Origin of the sequence: Agrobacterium sp. LR_9, assembly GCF_041954855.1 — a bacterium.
In the GTDB taxonomy this organism is placed as follows: domain Bacteria; phylum Pseudomonadota; class Alphaproteobacteria; order Rhizobiales; family Rhizobiaceae; genus Agrobacterium; species Agrobacterium leguminum.
In genome coordinates this window covers 1-15522 of sequence record NZ_JAVAYA010000026.1, presented here as the reverse complement: position 1 = coordinate 15522, position 15522 = coordinate 1, and the positions used below count along the sequence as shown (strand labels likewise).

Sequence of the window (15522 nt, the reverse complement as noted above, 5' to 3'; positions counted from 1 at the left end):
TCACGATTTGACGGCACCGGCCGTCAGGCCCGCGATGATGTGTTTCTGTGCGAGGAAGAAGACGATGACGGTCGGCAGGATCGTCAGCGTGATGAAGGCGAGAACGAGCTGCCATTCCGTACCGAATTCGCCGCGATAGACCATGATGCCGAGTGGCCAGGGATATTTCGATTCCGAGTTCAGCATGATGAGCGGCAGGATATAGCTGTTCCAGCTGCCAACGAAGGAAACGATGCCGACGGTCGCCACGATCGGCCGCGAGAGCGGCACGGAAATGTGCCAGAAGAAGCGCAGATAACCGCACCCATCCACGAAGGCGGCCTGAAACAGCTCCTCCGGCAGATTGCGGAAATAATTGCGGAACAGGAGAATGCTCATGCCAAGCCCGAAGGCCACCTGCGGCAGCACCACCCCCCAATAGGTGTCGAGCAGGCCGAGATCGCGGATGCGGATAAACAACGGCAGGATGGCGGTGGCCGCCGGGAACATCAGTCCCAGCAGGAAATAATTCAGCAGAAAAGATGAGCCGAAGAACTTCACATGCGCGAAGGTGAAGGCGGCCATGGCCGAGACGGTCAGCGTCAGGAACACCGTCAACAGCGCGATGACCAGCGAATTGAAGATTTGCAGCCAGTAGCGTTTTCCGAAGAGAATATCGCCATAATTGGCCCATTGCCATTCGGCCGGGATGCCGAACGGGTTCACACGCAGGTCTCCCAGCGTCTTGAAGCCGCCAAGCGCGGTGGTGAGCAACGGGATGAGCACGATGGCCGCGATCAGGCTCAGCGATATATAAAGGTAGAGCTTGGTTTGCAGCGGCATGCGGACGGAGGTGGATGTGTCAGTCATGGCGCATGAAAATCCTTTTGTAACCGAAGGCGAGCGTCACGCAGATGACGAAGAGAACGACGCCGACCGCGCTGCCAAGCCCCACCTGCATGCGCATGACGCCGTAGGTGTATAGGAAGGTGACCATGGTCTGCGTGGAGTTGGACGGCCCGCCGCCGGTGAGCGGCATGATCATGTCGAAGAGCTGCAGCGAGCCGATGACCGCAAAGAAGACGGACAGGCGAACGGTGGAGCCGAGCATCGGCAAGGTGACGTATCGGAATTTCTGCCAGCCGGAAGCGCCATCGATTTCGGCGGCTTCCAGCACATTCTTGTCGACGGATTGGAGGCCGGCGATGAACAGCATCATGTGAAAGCCGAAATATTTCCAGACGATGACGCCGAGCACGGCATAGATCGCCACATCCTTATCGGCCAGCACATAGGGATTGGCGAAACCGAAGAAATTGGAAATGGCGGCAAACAGGCCATAATCGCCATCATAAACGAAACGCCAGATCAGACCCGCCGCGACGTCAGCGAGAACGTAAGGCAGAAAGAACACCAGGCGGAAGGCGACGACGCCGGGAATGCGGTGCGCCAGCATCATGGCGAGCCAGATGGCCAGCGGAATCTGAATCAGGATCGAAATGAGGATGATGAGGCCGTTATTGATCAGGGCCTGGGAGAATGCGGCATTGCCGAAAAGCACCTGGAAATTCTTCAGGCCGACAAAATCGGTCGGCGTGCCGTAGCCGTTCCAGCGGTAAAGGCTGTACCACGCCGCCTCGCCCATGGGCAGGATGACGAACAGGGTAAAGAGCAGCAGTGCGGGCGGCAGGAAGACCAGAAGGGTCAGCGCCCGGTCATGCGCGACCGAGCTTTGCTTGCGCTTTGTCTTCGCCGCGCCGCGCGCCGGTATGGACGCAGAAGTCATGGAAATATCCGTCATCTCTATCCGCTTTCATGGAGGCAGATAAGCAGCGCCGCACATTCGCGGCGCCGCCATGGAAACCAGATCAGCGCAGTTCGAATGCGTCCTGAATCTGCTGGGCACCCTCTTCGGCAGTCATCTGGCCGGAAACGATCTCAACCGAGATATCGTTGACGACACGACCGACGGCAGCGCCGAGCGTCTGGTCGAAGAAGTTCTGGTGCCAGGTGGAAGCAGCCAGCTGCTTGGCGGAATCCGCCAGCAGCGGGTTCTTCACCGCACCGGCAGCCCCTGTGGCAACCGGCAGGATCATACCGGCGGTCGCCATTTTCTCTTCGCTTTCCTTGCTGGTAAGGAAGGTGGCGAAATCGATCGCTTCCTTGGACGCGTTTTTCGTGACAGCCCAGCCGTTCAGGCCGCCCAGCGTATCTGTGGCCTTGCCCGCACCGCCCTCGACAACCGGGAAGGCGAAGCGGCCGATATTGTCTGCGGCCAGCCCCTTGCCGTCACCGGCATTCTTGCGCTGGTTGGCTTCCGTATTGTCGAAACCGAGAATAATCGCTGCCTTGCCGTCACCGAAGACACCGAGCGCCTGTGGCCAGGTGGAGCCGAGATAACCGGGCTGGAAGGGTTCGAGCTTGCCGAACTCGGCCAGCTGTTCACCCGCCTTGATGATCGCCGGATCCATGAAACCTTCGCCTTCGCCCTTGCGGGCGGCATCGAACACGGCCTGCCCGCCATTGCGCATGACGAGATAGCTCCAGTAGAAATGGATCGGCCATTTTTCACCGCCGCCACCGGCAATCGGGACGATGCCCGCTTCCTTGATCTTCTTGACCGTGGCGCTGAAATCGTCCCAGGTCTTGATGTCATCGGCCTTCACGCCGGCCTTGGCAAACAGCTCCTTGTTGTAAAAGAAGCTGACAAGGCTGACACGGTAAGGCACGGCCCAGACCTTACCGTCGAAAGACAGGCCGTCGATTGCGGATGCATTATAGGCCTGCCGCAGCTTGCCGCCATTGGCGTCGAAAACCTCGGTCAGATCCTTCAGCGCACCGGTCTTGGACTGTTCCTCAAGGACGCCGCCACCCCAGCTATAGAAGAAATCCGGCACGTCGTTGGATTGCAGCAGCGTCGGCAATTTCGCCTTGAAAGCCTCGTTTTCGAGGAACTGCAGCTGAATATCGACATCGGGGTGCTTGGCCTCGTATTCCTTGGCGATCTCCTCCCAGACAGCCACGGATTTTGGGTCCAATTCCACATGCATCCATTTAACGACGGTCGCCGCCGAGGCGCTGGCCGCGCCGAGCATCAGGGCTATGCTTGTCGTTGCGGCAAAAGCGATCCGCCTGCCGCTCAGGCTTGCGCCTGCGTGCCAATAGGTCATGTTCGTGATCCTCCCTGGGGTTCCTCACCATTTATTCCCCAATGCGGATTAATTCACCCCACACCCTGCCCAATGTCAAGGCGGGTTGCTGATTTTTTACCCTGATGGCTTGACACACCCCTCCCGGCAGACGTTATTTAATCCGCAATCCGATATAAATTCGTTTTAGATCGAAGCCGATCGCAGCAGGACCCCATGAAGACCGCAGACCCAGAATTAATGCGCGCGATCAACAGGCTGAGCGTGCTGGACAGCATCCGCCGCCATGGGCCGATCTCGCGGGTGGAAATCAGCGAAAGAACTGAGCTTTCCACCACCACCGTCTCGGCTATTACCGCCTCGCTGCTCGATGACGGGCTTATCCTCACCCGTCATATCGGCGATATCCGCACCGAAGGCGCACGCGGCAGGCCGCGCGTGATGCTGGAACTGAACCCGGATGCCGCCCGCGTGGTGGGCGCCAAGATCGCCGCAAGCCGCATGGTCTTCGTCGTTACTGATTTCTGCGGCAACGTCCTTTCAACGCTTGCACTACCGATCCGTGTCGACCGTCAGCCCATCGGCGTCATCGCCGATCTTGTGGAGGACGGGGTGCGGCGCTGCGTCGTCGATGCCGGTCTTTCGCTGGAAGATGTGGACATGGTCTGCCTGGGCCTGCCCGGCGTCATCGAGCATCGCACCGGGAAAATTCGCAGCAGCCCGATTTTACGCGAAGTGAACGTCAATTTCGCCGAGGAAATGACCGCGCGGCTGAATTCGCCGACCATCATAGAAAGCGACGCCCACGCCATCACGCTCGCCCATCACTGGTTCGGCCATGCGCGCGATCTGGAAGACATGGTGCTGATTTCGCTCGAACAGACGCTGGGGCTTGGCGTGCTGCACCAGAACCAGCTTTTTCGCGGCGCTGGCGGGCTCAGCCACAATCTCGGCGACCTCGTCATCGGCCTTGCCAATGAGGGCACGGTGCGGCTGGCGAGCCAGGCGGGCGAAAACGCCATCCTGGGCTCCCGCCCGGCGGATGGGCGCTTTGCCGAGGCGATCCGGCTCGGCCGCGGCATGCAGCATGCCCATGCATTGATTGCGGCGGAAGACCACGATCTCATCGCGGCAGCCTTGCGCGCCGGCGCAGCGCTCGGCCTGACGCTTGCCAATATCGTCACGCTGTTTGCGCCGCCACGGGTCATCATCACCGGCTCCAGCCTCGAGCTCGGAGAACCCTTCATCGCCAGTATTCGTGACAGCTACAACGCCGCCGTGCCGCCTTCGCTGGCCGGCGTCGCCGAGCTGGTTTTCGACATTGCGAGCGACGAATTATGGGCGCAGGGGGCTGCGGCCGTCGCGCTTTACGAGCTTTACGAATCGCCATGGAACACCACGGGACCGGCGCTTTAACCCACGGGTTGAGCACGGGCTTCGGCATTTCTGATTTACGGGAGGAAATCACATGAACAGGGTCGGTATCGGCATCATCGGCTGCGGCAACATCTCCAGTGCCTATCTCAAGGCCATGGCGTCGTTTCCCATTCTCGACATTCGCGGTCTTGCGGATATGAACGAGGAGGCCGCAAAGGCCCGCGCCGATGAATTCGGCCTCCAGGCAACCAGCATCGACGCGCTTCTCTCCGATCCTTCCGTGGAGATCATCGTCAACCTGACCATTCCCAAGGCGCATGTGGAAGTTGGTCTGCGCGCGCTGGACGCGGGCAAACACGCATATTCCGAAAAACCGCTCGGTATCAATTTCGCCGAGGGCAAGCGGCTTGCGGATGCGGCAAAGGCAAAGGGCCTTCGCATCGGCTCGGCCCCGGATACTTTCCTCGGCGGCGGGCACCAGACCGCACGCCGGCTGATCGATGAGGGCGTGCTCGGCCAGCCGGTCGGTGGAACGGCCACCTTCATGTGCCCCGGCCACGAGCGCTGGCACCCCAACCCGGCCTTTTATTACGAGGTCGGCGGCGGGCCGATGCTGGATATGGGGCCCTATTACATCACCGATCTCGTCAACCTGTTCGGCCCGGTCGCCAAAGTGGCGGGCTTTGCCATCTCGCCGCGCAATGAACGCCTCATTACCAGCGAGCCGAAGAACGGTGAAAAAATCCCCGTCCACGTCGCCACACATGTGTCCGGCGTGCTGGCTTTTGAGAACGGCGCCGTGGTGCAGGTGGGCATGAGCTTCGATGTGGCGGGCCACAAACATGTGCCGCTGGAACTCTATGGCACCGAAGGCACGTTGATCGTCCCCGATCCAAACCATTTCGGCGGCGAGGTGCAATTGCTGAAAAAGGGCGGCCAGTTCGAGCCGCAGGCGCTGTCGTCCCCCTATGCTGACGGCAATTATCGTTCGATAGGCGTCGCCGACATGGCCCATGCGATCCGCGAGAACCGCCCGCACCGCGCCAATGGCGATCTTGCCCTGCATGTGCTGGAGGTGATGGAAGCCTTCCAGACCGCATCGGACACCGGCACCGCCATTTCCATCACCACCAAGGCGGAGCGCCCTGCTCCGCTTGAAACATCGCTGGTCAACGGCCAGCTCGGCAAATAATTCGGAGGAGGAAATAAATGCGCGAAGCACTCATCGTCTGGGGCGGCTGGAGCGGCCACGAGCCGCAGGAATGCGCCACCATCGTCAAGGACATGCTGGAGGAGGACGGTTTCAAGGTCTATGTGGAGCACTCAACCGAGGCCTTCGCCGATCCTTCGGTGCATGATCTGAGCCTCGTGGTGCCCATCGTCACCATGTCGAAGATCGAAAAGGAAGAGATCAAGAACCTGACGGCCGCCGTGGAAAACGGCGTCGGCATTGCCGGTTTTCATGGCGGTGCGGGCGACAGTTTCCGCGAATGTGTGGAATATCAGTTCATGATCGGCGGCCAATGGGTTGCCCATCCCGGCAACATCATCGACTACCATGTCAACATCACCCGCCCCGACGACCCGCTGATGGAGGGGATTTCCGATTTCCCCTATACGTCGGAGCAATATTACATGCATGTCGACCCCTCCAACGAGGTTCTCGCGACGACGAAGTTTACAGGTGAGCACGCATGGTGGATCGACGGCGTAGTGATGCCGGTGGTCTGGAAACGCAAATACGGCAAGGGCCGCGTCTTCTATTCGGCGCTCGGCCATCAGGCCAAGGAGTTTTCCGTGCCGCAGATGAAAACCATGTTCCGCCGTGGCGCGAATTGGGCGGCGCGTTGAGGTTGTCGGTAGGAGGCGGCCAAGTACTCTCTCCGTCATGCCGGACCTGATCCGGCATCCAGCAGCCGCGCGTCTGCGCGGCGTCAGGAGTCTTTCACGATCAAGGACTTGATCGCGCTGGACCCCGGATCAAGTCCGGGGTGACGGAGAATGGCTGTGTGAACCGCCCTCTCCTCAACCCCGAACAATTTCTTCCGCCGCCATCGCCACGCTGAGAACATGATCGTCCGTGCCGTGCAGGCCGGAAAGCAGCAGGCCGACCGGCATGCCCGCATCGCCCGTTCCGCAGGGGATCGAAACACCGCAGAGATCGAAAAAATTGCCGATCTGGGTGTTACGCAGGGTCTTCGCATTCATGGCGAAAAAGGCATCGTCACTCTCGAGAAGCGGCGCGACTTTGGCCGCGACATGCGGCAATGTCGGCGATACCAGCAGCTCTTGCCTGCCAATCATGCCGGAAAACGCCGCCGTCATGCGTTCGCGCGCGTCGATGATGGCGATATAGTCCGGCAGGGAAATATTCGCGCCGAGCCCTGCTCTGGCCACCACGCGCGGGTCCATGCGGGCGGCGTCGGCACCTTCCAGCCGGGTCTTGTGCAGGGCGAAGGCCTCAGCCGTCACCAGCGCGCCCTTTTCCCTGATAAGATCGAACAGTTCCGAAAAAATCGGGAATGCCTGCCGCCGCACCGAAGCGCCGGCGCGGACGAGACGTTCCACCGCCTGCTCGAAAGCGGCTGCGACGCCATCCTCGATGCCATCGAAAAAGACAGTTTCCGGCACCACCAGCGACAGGCCGGAAAGGGGTGCGCGCCTGAGATCGGCAGCCGCCTTACCGCGCATGGCGGCGTCCACCCAGACGGCGTCCTGTACGGTGTGCGTGAGCGGTCCAAGTGAATCGAGGCTTTTCGCCAAGGGATAAACCCCGCGCATCGAATAACGGCCACGACTTGCCTTGTAACCCACCACGCCGTTGAAGGCGGCGGGAATACGCACCGATCCACCGGTATCTGTGCCGATCGCCACCGGCACCAGACCGGCAGCCACGGCGACGCCCGCACCCGACGAAGAGCCGCCCGGCAGACGGTGACCATCCGTAGAAGCAGGATTGCGGGGCGTACCGTAGTGCGGATTGATGCCGAGACCGGAAAACGCGAACTCGCTCATATTGGTCCGGCCGATGCAGATCATGCCCGCCTGTTTCAGCGCCGTCACCACATCCGCGTCGCGCGACGCAGGCTTATCGTTGGCAAGCACCGTCGATCCGGCCGTGGTCGCCATGCCTTCAAGGTCAAACAGGTCCTTCCAGGCCACCGGAATACCATCGAGCACACCACAGGAACGGCCATCACCAAGGCGTTTTGCCGCGGCTTCCGCCTCCGACATCGCACGCGCTGCCGTCAACTCGACAAAAATCGCCTGATCGTCCTCTCCGCCGATCGCATCCAGCGTCTCTTCCACCAGGGCACGCGGATCGAGATGGCCGCTCTGGAGGAGAACGGAAAGCTGCGCGATGTTTTTGCCTTTATGAGCCATGATATCTTCCCTGAAAGCGGCATGTTGCGCACAACATGCCGTTTATCGGCCAGTTGGCAAGGCCAATCGCCGCGCTATCGATCACCGGCATGCCGGATCGGGAAACATGGCAGCGATCGCAGAATTTTGGAGTTTATCCTTGACGATTCATTTCCAACCTCCGATTTTTTCAACCTGGGGTGTAGGAACGCCATCTCTTATATAAGCTACGACTATAAAAAGACGGATTAATTCTTAATCGCATCTAAACTTTGTTGAATTATTTAGCAGACAGCATTGAAATGCATGCCCTATAAAATTCCATAAAACAATTATAACGCGACATCGCGGGGGACTATCGCGAATGGAAGAGACTGCCTATCGCGGGACAGATAGACAGGTTGAACCGGGCCACACGCTTCGCTCGCCAACGCAGCCGGAAACAGGCCGGTTTTCGCGGCGGCGTTCGCTCGCCAGCAAGATAACCCTGATATTCCTCGGCGGCGTGATCTTTTCCTACAGCATCGGTGCGCTTGTCGGCTGGTATATGTTCGTCGCCGCCGCCAGCGAGCAATGGCTCAACCAGGCCCGCGTTAATTCGCAGATCGCCAGCGCCACGCTTCGCAGCATCTACACTTATGTCAGCGTCACCGCCGATGCCGACGGGCAGGTCAACGGCATATTGACCGACAAACCCATCGGCGACGATGAATCCATTCTCGTCACCGGCTTCAACCCCAGCGATGTTCTCGCGCTTATCGGCGCACAGACCAAGAATGCCGTCTGGCTTTTCCGTTATGACGAGGCAGATTCCGGCTTCCGGCAGATCGCGGCGGCTTTCGACAACGCCACCGATGACGATGAAAAGCCGCTCGCCACCGATCCCATCTTTTCCCGGGATGCGGTCGCCGCGCGTTTTTCCACTGGTTTTGCGACCATCGGCGAATCCAGCCATTATATCGGCCTGCTGCCGATCATCAGCACGGAAACGAAGAAACCCATCGGCGCGGTCGCCGTCAGCATCGGCGGCTCGGACGCGCTTTATGGCGCGCAGCGCAAGCTCATCTATAATTCGCTCGCCGCGCTGATCGTGGTCTTGACCGTCACCGGCGTGCTTGTGACCGTCATCGCCCGGCATTTCCTGAAACCGGTCCCGGCGCTGGTGCAGGCGACGCTTCGGATCGCCCGCGAGGAAACGGATGTCGCCACGCCGTTTCAGGAGCGGCGGGACGAGATCGGCGACATGGCCACCGCCATCGAGACGTTGCGTGAGGCGGTTCTGGAACGCGGACGCCTGCGGCAGATTCGCGATATGGCGCAGCAGCTGGAACATATGGCCCATCACGATGCGCTGACCGGACTTCCAAACCGCGTGCTACTGATGAAGACACTGGAAAACCGTCTCGAACAGCTTGCCGCGTCAGGCCAGCCGTTCAATGTCATGCTGCTCGATCTGGACCGATTCAAGGCCGTCAATGACACACTCGGACACGCCGCCGGCGATTCCCTGCTGGTGGCGGTGGCCTCACGGATTTCCGCCGTGCTGGGTGAAAACGACATGGTAAGCCGTCTCGGCGGCGACGAATTCGCGATCATACAATCGGCAAATGGCGACTGCGAGAGCGATGCGGCGATGCTGGCCGCGCGGGTGGTCCATGCCGTCTCGCGCAGTTTCGGTCTCGAAGGCAGCGATATCAGCATCGATACCAGCATCGGCATCGCCTGCGCGCCGGGCCACGGCACATCCGCAACGCAGCTTCTGCAACATGCCGATCTCGGCCTTTACCGGGCGAAATCCATGGGCTGCGGCTATTTCGTCTTTTATGAGCCAGGCATGGACATGGCGGCGCAGCACAAGCATGCGCTGGAAATAGACATGAAATCCGCGCTCGAAAACCAGGAATTCGAGCTGCATTACCAGCCGGTTGTCAATCTGCAGAGCGGTCGCATCGTCGCTTATGAAGCGCTGGCCCGCTGGCGACACAGCAAGCTTGGCCTCATCGCACCGGACCGCTTCATCGCGCTTGCCGAAGAAAACAACTTCATCAAGCCGTTGGGCGAGTGGGTTCTGGCACAGGCCTGCAGGGATGCGATGACATGGCCCAAGGATATCAGGCTTGCCGTCAATCTATCCGCCGTTCAGCTCAGCAATGACGACATCGTACCGATAGTGGACCGGGCGCTTGAAACATCCGGCTTCCCGGCGGAACGGCTTGAACTGGAAGTGACGGAAACGGTCATGCTGGAGCGCGACAACAGCGCCCGAGCCCTGAAACTGCTGAAGGAAAGGGGCGTTCGCCTCGCGCTTGACGATTTCGGCACCGGTTATGCGGGGCTCAGCACGCTCACCCATGTCGCCTTCGACAAGATCAAGATCGACCGGGAATTCGTCTCCGGCCTGCCGTCCAATCCGATGTGTTCCGCCATCGTCAACACCGTCATCGACATGGCTGAACAGATCGGCCTGAAGGTCACCGCCGAGGGCGTTGAAAACAGGGAGCAGGTCGAAGCGCTCAAGCTTTCCGGCTGCGACGAAGCGCAGGGTTATTATTTTGCCGAGCCCGCGCCGCTTGCCCGCATTCTCAAGAACCGCGCCGTCATCACTCCGATCACGCAGGATGAATTCGGCGACATCGGTCGTCCGACACAGGAAACCTATTGCCCGCCACAAAAAGCCATTTGAGAAACCGGCCGCCGGCCCAGAGGACATAAAATGCGTCTTTCAGTATTTTGCCTTTTCCTCACATGCCTTGCTCCCATCACGCCTCTCCAGGCTGCCGGCGAAGGCAATACGCTCCAGCAGATCGCCAAAACCGCAAAGATCCGCATTGGCTATCGCGAAGCCGAACCGCCCTTTTCCTATCAATTGCCGAATGGGGAGGTTACCGGTTTCTCGACCGATCTTTGTCGGGCGATCAGCGAAGATATTCGCAGGAAGCTTAAGCTCGACAGGATCGAACTCGAATACGTCAAGGCGACGCCCGCGACCCGTTTCATCCTTGTCCGCGGCGGCCAGATCGACATTGAATGCGCGGCCACGACCAACAATAGCGAACGCCGCAAGATCGTGGATTTCTCCTATCCCAACTTCATGACCGCGACGCAGTTTCTCTCCCGCAAACAGGACAATCTGAAAAGCCTTGCCGATCTAGCCGGGCGGTCCGTTACATCCGCCTCCGGCACCGTCAATATCGAGCAGCTCAATGCCGTGAACCGGGCAAAGAACCTCAATATCTCTGTGATGCCGACGAAAACCAATGAGGAGGCCTTCGAACTCGTGGTTTCCGGCAAGGCCTCCGCCTTTGTCATGGATGGCATATTGCTCGCGGCGCTGGCGGCGACATCAGAGAATCCGGACCTCTATGCGCTTTCTGAGGAAACGCTGAGCGCGCCCGAACCCTATGGCCTGGTTTTCCGGCGCAACGACCCCGGTTTCAAGGCGGCGGTCAATGAAAGCCTTCGGCATATTTTCACCGGGCCGGTCATTCATGGCCTTTATGAAAAGTGGTTCACCAAGCCCATTCCCCCAAACGGCATGAACCTGAACCTGCCGATGGCCGCCTCTCTGAAACAGGCATACGAACATCCGAGCGAATACCAGGACTGAGAGCGCAAGCCGTCCACCCGTATCGATTTTCATGAGAATGTTTTGACAGATTATTTGGCTGGAGATGCGCGATGCAGAGATCGACACTATGGCTTATGCTCGTATTTTCAAGTCTTCTTCCCGCCCAGGCGGTGAGCGAGGACGCCCAACCGCCGACACTTGAAACCATTGCCAGAACCGGCACCATCAAGCTCGGTTACGCCGATCGCAATATTCCCTTTTCCTATCTCGGCGCCGGCCCGGAGCCTATCGGCTACAGCATCGAGCTATGCCTGAGAGTGGCGGATTCCATCAAGAAAAAGCTCGGCCTGCCGGAACTGAAGATCGAGTTCGTCAAGCGCACGCCCAGCAACCGCATCATGCTTCTCAATGACGGTACGATGGACATGGAATGCGTGGCGAGCACGAATACGGAAGAGCGGCGCAAGGCAGTGTGGTTCTCCTACAGCCACTTCATCACCGGCACCCGTTATGTGGCGCTGAAATCGAGCGGCCTGAACACCGTCGCCGATCTCGCCGGGCGAACGGTGGTGGTGACGACGGGAACCATCAACATAACCCAACTCAACGTGCTCAATCGCAAACTGGGGCTGAACGTCGCTGTTCTGCAAAATGACAGCACCGAGGGCAGTTTTGACATGGTAACGGAAAACCGTGCCTCGGCCTTCGTCATGGACGACATACTTCTGCGATCCTTCGTTGCCGAGACCGGCAAGCCGGAAGACTACGTCATCTCCGACGAATATCTTGCCCCGCCGCAGCCCTATGGCCTGATGCTCCGCCACGGCGATACCGGCTTCCGCGACGCCGTCAACGAAGCGCTCGGCCAAATCTATGAGAGCGGCGAAATCGATAAAATCTACGACAAATGGTTCAACGCGCCGATTCCGCCAAACGGAATCAACCTGAAGCGCCCGCTGCCCGGCGATCTGGCGGAGGCATTTCGAAAACCCGTCGATACGACAGCGGAATAAAAACGCCGCCCGGTGGCGGGCGGCGTTTTTTCAAGACGTATCTTACGCGGCGCGCAGATCGGCACCCAGAGGAATCTCGACATCGATCTCCAAGATGGAGACATGCTCGTCGCGATCCATCTTCACATGCACGCGATCATTGTCGATCTGCACATGTTTGGCGATGACGCCGAGAATTTCTTCCCTGAGGATGGCGACCAGATCTGAGCCCGAGGATGCCCTTTCGTGGGCGAGCAGCACCTGCAGGCGTTCGCGCGCAAGCGGTGCCGACTTCTGTTTGCGGAAAAGACTGAAGATGCTCATGCAGCCCTCCTTGCGAAGATTTTGGAGAAGATGCCACGCTTCTCGCCCGGAATGACCACCGGAATATCCTCACCGGACAGGCGGCGGGCGGCGTCGAAATAAGCCATGGCCGGCGCGCAGCGGGCATCGGCCAGCGTAACAGGCGCACCGACGTTCGAGGCCCGCAGCACATCCGTGCTTTCGGGAATGATGCCGAGCAGCGGAATGGAAAGGATTTCCAGAACGTCGTCGACCTTCAGCATGTCGCCACGCTCGGCGCGGGAAGCGTCGTAACGCGTCAGAAGCAGATGCTTCTCCATGCGCTCACCGCGCTCCGCCTTCAGCGTCTTGGAATCCAGCAGACCGATGATGCGGTCGCTGTCGCGCACCGAGGAGACTTCCGGATTGGTGACGACAACGGCCACATCCGCATGGCGCATGGCCAGCGTCGCGCCGCGTTCGATGCCTGCGGGGCTGTCGCAGATCACCCAGTCGAAGTGCTTCTTCAGCTCGTTGATGACCCATTCGACACCTTCCGGCGTCAGATTGTCCTTGTCGCGCGTCTGCGAGGCAGGCAGCAGGAACAGCGTCTCGAGGCGCTTGTCGCGGATCAGCGCCTGCGTCAGCTTGGCATCGCCCTGGATGACGTTGACGAGATCGTAAACCACGCGGCGTTCAGCACCCATGACGAGATCGAGGTTGCGCAGGCCGACATCGAAATCGACGACCACGACCTTCTCCTTGTTCTGCGCCAGTGCGGCGCCAAGCGCTGCGGTCGAGGTGGTCTTTCCCACCCCGCCCTTGCCGGAAGTTACAACGACTACCTTCCCCATATGGCTCTCCTGTTCCTGTGTTGTTTCTCTGTTATCAGCCGAGCTTTGCGGCCTTGATCGTATCGTTTTCCAGCCAGAGCTGAACGGGCTGGCCGCGCAGCTTGTCGTCAATGTCCTCGGCCACCTTGTAGACGCCGTCGATGGCCAGAAGCTCCGCTTCGAGCTTGCGGCAGAAGATGCGCGCCGAAACATTGCCGAGCGAACCGGCCATGGCGCGACCGCGCAGGGCGCCGTAAATATGCACCGAACCGCCGGCGATGATTTCCGCCCCCGAGGCGACCGAACCGATGACGGTCACGTCACCCTCGGGAAACATGATCGACTGGCCGGAGCGAACCGGCTCGTTGATGACCAGCGACGGCACGACGGCCCTGACCTCACCGGCAGTGCGCGGCTTTTCCTCCGGCAACTCGGCAGCGATGGCGACCGGCTCAACCTCGACATCGGAAGCGGGCTTTCCGCCCTTCAGCGACGGCGGCATGCCCGGCTCGATCATCGAGGGGCGAACGCCCTCGATACCCATGATGCCGACATTGCGCTCCGTCAGCGCCGCCAGCAGCTCCTTCAGCCCCGCCTTGTCAAGCGACAGCTCCGACACATCCAGAACCACCGGACGCGACAGGAAGAAGCCCGCCGAACGGGCGGCGAGATCATCAAGCCTTTCCAGCCATTGATCGACCGGAGATTCGGGGGACAGGACGACTGCGAGGAAGGAGCGGCCTTTGATACGGATCGAACGCTGGTCTGTTAGCACTTTGGTCATCTTGGTAAACAAATCGTTGACAATTAGGTACCTCGAATATGGTTAACAAATGGTTAACGCCACCCCTGAAGCGGCGGATTCGTTAAGAAAATTCCGCTCCGAAAAACTTCATGCGAAACATTCAAAATCCATCGTTACCTTTTGATTTAACGCGTTTCCGGCACTTGTGAAAACTCACGATAGCAGCTCATCCTTGCTGCAACCTGACGCCGGGCATCGCGAGATGGGCACACATGTCCCCTACCCCAACCCGGCGAGTCGCGGAACACGCGAACGTCCGATTCCGGGACAATATCCGCCTTCGGCCAGATGATCGCATTATGCCTTCAAGGTAGAAAAGCGATTCCGTTATCTCCGGCGATGCTGTAGAGACAGGCGTCCCGACAGCTTCAACGGAAGAATGAGATGCACAGCAAAGTCCCGCCGCAGAACCAGATATTTTCGCAAGACTATGCGGCCTTCCTGTTCGACATGGATGGAACATTGCTCAACTCGATTGCGGTGGTGGAGCGGGTCTGGCGCGAATGGGCCGTGGACAACGGCATAGAGCCGAACGCTTTCCTGCAGCGCATCCATGGCATGCGCGCGTCGGAAGTGGTGCGCCGCGAAGCCGTTCCCGGTCTGGATGTCGCGGAACAGGCGGCGATGCTGCTGCAGAAGGAAATGGACGATGTCGACGGCATCCTCCAGATTCCCGAGGCTGCCGCATTTCTCGAAAAATTGCCGGCCGGCAAATGGGCAATCGTCACCTCCGCCGCCCGCGCGCTCGCCGAGCGCCGACTGGCGGCCGCAGGCCTCACCCCGCCTGCGGTGATGATCTGCGCCGAGGACGTGGTGAACGGCAAGCCCGATCCGGAAGGATATAAAAAGGCGGCGGAAAAGCTCGGCGTCGCGCCTGAAAACTGCGTCGTCTTCGAGGACGCCCCCGCCGGAATTCAGGCCGGGGAAAGCATGGGCGCCACCGTGGTCGTCATCAACGCCACCCACTCCCATCTCATCGAAACGCCGCATCTTTCCATAGGCGGATATGGTGAGCTGGATGTCGTCATCGGCGAGAACGGCGCCCTGAGGCTCGCAGGTGGCAGGGGCTGAAAAGCCGATCTTTCTATCCGCTAACAAGCCATCCCACCCGGCGTCATCCTCGGCCTGTCCCGAGGATCTAACCACCTATCGTAAAACTGACCGGTAGCAGATG

Annotated in this window: 14 protein-coding genes; 7 read left to right on the top strand and 7 right to left on the bottom strand. The window is 59.7% G+C overall.

Features of this window, described 5'->3' with window-relative positions; genetic code table 11:
- From RAC79_RS21990 to RAC79_RS21980, 3 genes are all read right to left on the bottom strand, one after another.
- Positions 1 to 849, bottom strand: coding sequence for a carbohydrate ABC transporter permease (locus RAC79_RS21990; RefSeq protein ID WP_078052712.1), 849 nt, complete (start codon positions 847 to 849; stop codon positions 1 to 3).
- On the bottom strand, positions 842 to 1780 hold the full coding sequence (locus RAC79_RS21985; RefSeq protein WP_078052711.1) for a carbohydrate ABC transporter permease: 939 nt from the start codon (positions 1778 to 1780) through the stop codon (positions 842 to 844). The genes RAC79_RS21990 and RAC79_RS21985 overlap by 8 nt, the downstream gene beginning before the upstream one ends.
- A 67-nt stretch (positions 1781 to 1847) precedes the next feature.
- Complete coding sequence (locus tag RAC79_RS21980; RefSeq protein ID WP_065655516.1) at positions 1848 to 3149, bottom strand: ABC transporter substrate-binding protein; 1302 nt, start codon at positions 3147 to 3149, stop codon at positions 1848 to 1850.
- A 195-nt stretch (positions 3150 to 3344) separates the two neighbouring features.
- Between RAC79_RS21980 and RAC79_RS21975 the strand changes: the two genes are divergently transcribed.
- Genes RAC79_RS21975 through RAC79_RS21965 form a run of 3 tightly spaced genes read left to right on the top strand, consistent with a single transcriptional unit; the run spans position 3345 to position 6356 of the window.
- Positions 3345 to 4544 carry an ROK family transcriptional regulator gene (locus RAC79_RS21975; RefSeq protein ID WP_065655517.1) on the top strand — a complete coding sequence of 400 codons (1200 nt, stop codon included), beginning with the start codon at positions 3345 to 3347 and terminating at the stop codon, positions 4542 to 4544.
- Positions 4545 to 4596: 52 nt separating this feature from the next.
- Positions 4597 to 5697 (top strand): Gfo/Idh/MocA family protein, encoded by a 1101-nt coding sequence (locus tag RAC79_RS21970; RefSeq protein WP_174039862.1) that lies wholly within the window; start codon positions 4597 to 4599, stop codon positions 5695 to 5697.
- Positions 5698 to 5714: 17 nt separating this feature from the next.
- Positions 5715 to 6356: a ThuA domain-containing protein gene (locus RAC79_RS21965; protein WP_125146304.1), complete on the top strand. Its 642-nt coding sequence runs from the start codon at positions 5715 to 5717 to the stop codon at positions 6354 to 6356.
- Between the two features lie 174 nt (positions 6357 to 6530).
- Here the strand turns inward: RAC79_RS21965 and RAC79_RS21960 are convergent, their stop codons facing one another.
- Complete coding sequence (locus tag RAC79_RS21960) at positions 6531 to 7889, bottom strand: amidase (protein WP_174039863.1); 1359 nt, start codon at positions 7887 to 7889, stop codon at positions 6531 to 6533.
- Between the two features lie 343 nt (positions 7890 to 8232).
- On the opposite strand from RAC79_RS21960, the gene RAC79_RS21955 reads away from it, so the two are divergent.
- The 3 genes from RAC79_RS21955 (at position 8233) to RAC79_RS21945 (ending at position 12449) form a co-directional block, all read left to right on the top strand.
- Positions 8233 to 10551, top strand: coding sequence for an EAL domain-containing protein (locus RAC79_RS21955; RefSeq protein WP_125146306.1), 2319 nt, complete (start codon positions 8233 to 8235; stop codon positions 10549 to 10551).
- 30 nt (positions 10552 to 10581) lie between these two features.
- Positions 10582 to 11475, top strand: coding sequence for an amino acid ABC transporter substrate-binding protein (locus RAC79_RS21950; protein ID WP_065655521.1), 894 nt, complete (start codon positions 10582 to 10584; stop codon positions 11473 to 11475).
- Between the two features lie 71 nt (positions 11476 to 11546).
- Positions 11547 to 12449 (top strand): amino acid ABC transporter substrate-binding protein, encoded by a 903-nt coding sequence (locus RAC79_RS21945; protein ID WP_174039864.1) that lies wholly within the window; start codon positions 11547 to 11549, stop codon positions 12447 to 12449.
- A gap of 42 nt (positions 12450 to 12491) precedes the next feature.
- On the opposite strand, the gene minE is transcribed toward RAC79_RS21945, so the two are convergent.
- Genes minE through minC form a run of 3 tightly spaced genes read right to left on the bottom strand, consistent with a single transcriptional unit; the run spans position 12492 to position 14327 of the window.
- Positions 12492 to 12752, bottom strand: a complete 261-nt coding sequence (gene minE / locus RAC79_RS21940) for a cell division topological specificity factor MinE (protein WP_020809474.1) — start codon at positions 12750 to 12752, stop codon at positions 12492 to 12494.
- The gene (gene minD, locus RAC79_RS21935; RefSeq protein WP_003506498.1) at positions 12749 to 13564 is read right to left on the bottom strand and encodes a septum site-determining protein MinD; all 816 of its coding nucleotides are present in this window, start codon (positions 13562 to 13564) and stop codon (positions 12749 to 12751) included. The genes minE and minD overlap by 4 nt, the downstream gene beginning before the upstream one ends.
- Before the next feature lie 34 nt (positions 13565 to 13598).
- Positions 13599 to 14327 (bottom strand): septum site-determining protein MinC, encoded by a 729-nt coding sequence (gene minC / locus RAC79_RS21930; protein ID WP_161987806.1) that lies wholly within the window; start codon positions 14325 to 14327, stop codon positions 13599 to 13601.
- 405 nt (positions 14328 to 14732) lie between these two features.
- Here minC and RAC79_RS21925 point away from each other — a divergent pair, with 405 nt between their 5' ends.
- Positions 14733 to 15419: an HAD-IA family hydrolase gene (locus RAC79_RS21925; RefSeq protein ID WP_080857235.1), complete on the top strand. Its 687-nt coding sequence runs from the start codon at positions 14733 to 14735 to the stop codon at positions 15417 to 15419.
- The last annotated feature ends 103 nt before the right edge of the window (positions 15420 to 15522 follow it).

Excerpts from the sequence above, each read along its gene's own strand:
- RAC79_RS21945 (WP_174039864.1), top strand. The coding sequence starts at position 11,547 with ATGCAGAGATCGACACTATGGCTTATGCTCGTATTTTCAAGTCTTCTT.
- RAC79_RS21985 (WP_078052711.1), bottom strand. The coding sequence starts at position 1,780 with ATGACGGATATTTCCATGACTTCTGCGTCCATACCGGCGCGCGGCGCG.
- RAC79_RS21925 (WP_080857235.1), top strand. The coding sequence starts at position 14,733 with ATGCACAGCAAAGTCCCGCCGCAGAACCAGATATTTTCGCAAGACTAT.
- minE (WP_020809474.1), bottom strand. The coding sequence starts at position 12,752 with ATGAGCATCTTCAGTCTTTTCCGCAAACAGAAGTCGGCACCGCTTGCG.
- RAC79_RS21955 (WP_125146306.1), top strand. The coding sequence starts at position 8,233 with ATGGAAGAGACTGCCTATCGCGGGACAGATAGACAGGTTGAACCGGGC.
- RAC79_RS21990 (WP_078052712.1), bottom strand. The coding sequence starts at position 849 with ATGACTGACACATCCACCTCCGTCCGCATGCCGCTGCAAACCAAGCTC.
- minC (WP_161987806.1), bottom strand. The coding sequence starts at position 14,327 with ATGACCAAAGTGCTAACAGACCAGCGTTCGATCCGTATCAAAGGCCGC.
- RAC79_RS21960 (WP_174039863.1), bottom strand. The coding sequence starts at position 7,889 with ATGGCTCATAAAGGCAAAAACATCGCGCAGCTTTCCGTTCTCCTCCAG.
- RAC79_RS21965 (WP_125146304.1), top strand. The coding sequence starts at position 5,715 with ATGCGCGAAGCACTCATCGTCTGGGGCGGCTGGAGCGGCCACGAGCCG.
- RAC79_RS21970 (WP_174039862.1), top strand. The coding sequence starts at position 4,597 with ATGAACAGGGTCGGTATCGGCATCATCGGCTGCGGCAACATCTCCAGT.
- RAC79_RS21950 (WP_065655521.1), top strand. The coding sequence starts at position 10,582 with ATGCGTCTTTCAGTATTTTGCCTTTTCCTCACATGCCTTGCTCCCATC.
- RAC79_RS21980 (WP_065655516.1), bottom strand. The coding sequence starts at position 3,149 with ATGACCTATTGGCACGCAGGCGCAAGCCTGAGCGGCAGGCGGATCGCT.
- RAC79_RS21975 (WP_065655517.1), top strand. The coding sequence starts at position 3,345 with ATGAAGACCGCAGACCCAGAATTAATGCGCGCGATCAACAGGCTGAGC.
- minD (WP_003506498.1), bottom strand. The coding sequence starts at position 13,564 with ATGGGGAAGGTAGTCGTTGTAACTTCCGGCAAGGGCGGGGTGGGAAAG.